Raw genomic sequence first — 2400 nt, 5'->3', positions numbered from 1 at the left:
TCGTCGGCGCTTATTCGTCGGCCGTTGTCAGCGGCGCGCATCTGAATCCGGCCGTCACCATCGGCCTGGCAGTAGCCGGCAGTTTCAGCTGGGGGGATGTGCCGTTGTACATCATCGCCCAGATGATCGGCGCTATCATCGGCGCGGTGCTGGTGTGGTTAGCCTACTTCAATCACTGGGCCGCAACCCCCGACCCGGGCGCCAAACTGGCCGTCTTCTCGACCGGCCCGGCCATCCGCAACACGGTGTGGAACCTGGTGACCGAGATCATCGGCACCTTCGTCCTGGTCTTCGGCATCCTGGCCATCCGCGGCGCGGAAGGGGACATGGGTTCCCTGGCGATCATCCCCGTCGCCTTCCTGGTGTGGGCCATCGGCCTCTCGCTGGGCGGCCCGACGGGCTACGCCATTAACCCGGCCCGCGACCTGGGCCCGCGCATCGCTCACTTCCTGCTGCCGATTCCCGGCAAGGGCAGCTCCGACTGGGGCTACTCCTGGATTCCGGTCGTCGGCCCCATCGTCGGCGCTGTGATCGGCGCGTTGCTGTGGAATATTCTGGGCTGGTCTGCTCTCTAGAGTGGTCTAATCCTTACTGAGGCTCCTTACCTGAGAGGTAGGGAGCCTCACGCTCCACCAAGCGCCTGCGCACCCATTGGGGCGCTCCGCGCCCGCTAGTGCGCGGCCCGTCGTTCGACGTTCCAAGGAGAACCCATGAAAAAGCTGATTAATGCCGTGCCCGATGTGGTCAAGGAGCAGCTGGAAGGCATGGCGGTCGCCCACCCAGACTTGTTGAAAGTTCATTTCGACGAGAACTTCGTCTATCGCGCTGACGCTCCGGTGGCTGGCAAGGTAGCCATCATCTCCGGCGGCGGCAGCGGCCACGAGCCGATGCACGGCGGCTTCGTCGGCATGGGGATGCTCGACGCGGCCTGCCCCGGCGAGGTCTTCACTTCTCCGACGCCCGTTCAAATGTACGAGGCGGCCAAGATGGTCAACAGCGGCGCGGGCGTGCTGTTCATCGTCAAGAACTACACCGGCGACGTGCTCAACTTCGAGACGGCCGCCGAAATGGCCCTGGCGGACGGCATTCCCGTCCAGAACATCCTCATCGATGACGACGTCGCCGTGAAGGACAGCCTCTACACCGCCGGCCGGCGCGGCGTCGGCACGACCGTGCTGGCCGAGAAAATCGTCGGCGCGGCGGCCGAAGCGGGCTACAACCTGGAGCAGTGCGCCGACCTGTGCCGCAAGGTCAACAGCTATGGCCGCACCATGGGCATGGCCCTGACTTCCTGCACCGTCCCCGCCGCCGGCAAGCCCACTTTCGAGTTGGGCGAGGACGAGATGGAGATCGGCATCGGCATCCACGGCGAGCCTGGCCAGAAGCGCATGGCGCTGACCACGGCTGATGAGATCACCGAGCTGATGGCCAAGGAGATCATCACCGACCCCGCCTACACGCGCATCGTCCGCGAACTGTCGGACAGCGGCGAATGGGTCGAGAAGTCACTGGTCGACGAGCCGTTCCAGCGCGGCGATCGCGTCATCGCCTTCGTCAACAGCATGGGCGGCACGCCCGTGTCGGAGCTTTACGCCGTCTATCGCAAGCTGGCCGAGGTCTGCGCCGACTACGGCATCGAGATCGTCCGCAACCTGATCGGGCCGTACATCACCTCGCTGGAGATGGCCGGCATGTCCATCACCCTGCTGAAGGCCGACGACGAGATCCTGAAGTTCTGGGACGCGCCGGTGAAGACGCCGGGCCTTCGCTGGGGCATCTAAACCGGTGACTAGTGGGTAGTGACTAAGTGACTAGTGTGGCTCGTTCTTCCCTAGCCCCTGGCCCCTAACCCCTAGTCCCTAAAGAGGGGCTGCCATGAGTACGGTGACAAAAGAGCAAATCGTCCGCTGGTTGGAAGCAACGGCCGCGGTTCTGCAAGAGAACAAGGATTACCTGACCCAACTCGACTCGGCCATCGGCGACGCTGACCACGGCACGAATATGGATCGCGGCTTCAGGAAGGTGGCCGAGAAGCTGCCGACCGTGGCCGACAAGGACATCGGCAACATCCTGAAGACCGTCGGGATGACGCTCATCTCCAGCGTCGGCGGGGCCAGCGGGCCGCTCTATGGCACCTTCTACATGCGCGGCGGGATGGCCGCCGACGCCAAGGAAGAGTTGAGCAGTGACGACCTGGCGGCTTTGATCCAGTCGGCGGTAGAGGGCGTCCAGCAACGCGGTCGCGCCCAACCGGGCGATAAGACGATGATCGATGCCCTGCTGCCCGCTGTGCAAGCCCTGAAGTCGGCCGTGGCCGACGGCAAGAGCGTCACTGAGGCAGTGGCCGAAGCCGTGGCCGCCGCCGAGCAGGGGATGAAAGACACCATCCCGCTGCAGGCC

General features: G+C 64.5%; 3 protein-coding genes. All 3 read left to right on the top strand.

Annotated features, from left to right (window positions below):
- Positions 1-575, top strand: a 575-nt coding sequence (locus ACE3UY_RS19560) for an MIP/aquaporin family protein (protein ID WP_374689160.1), incomplete at its 5' end; no start/stop codon positions are given.
- Positions 576-710: 135 nt separating this feature from the next.
- Positions 711-1781, top strand: a complete 1071-nt coding sequence (gene dhaK / locus ACE3UY_RS19555; RefSeq protein ID WP_374689159.1) for a dihydroxyacetone kinase subunit DhaK — start codon at positions 711-713, stop codon at positions 1779-1781.
- A gap of 94 nt (positions 1782-1875) precedes the next feature.
- The coding region (gene dhaL, locus ACE3UY_RS19550; RefSeq protein WP_374689158.1) for a dihydroxyacetone kinase subunit DhaL at positions 1876-2400 on the top strand (525 nt) is incomplete at its 3' end.

The organism is Promineifilum sp. (SeqCode), assembly GCF_041918635.1.
Taxonomy (GTDB): Bacteria; Chloroflexota; Anaerolineae; order Promineifilales; family Promineifilaceae; genus Promineifilum.
Note: the sequence above shows the minus strand (reverse complement) of the source record. Positions and strands in the feature narration are given on the sequence as shown.

What these genes read in the sequence shown, in the direction of transcription:
- dhaK (WP_374689159.1), top strand. Translation starts at nt 711, where the DNA reads ATGAAAAAGCTGATTAATGCCGTGCCCGATGTGGTCAAGGAGCAGCTG.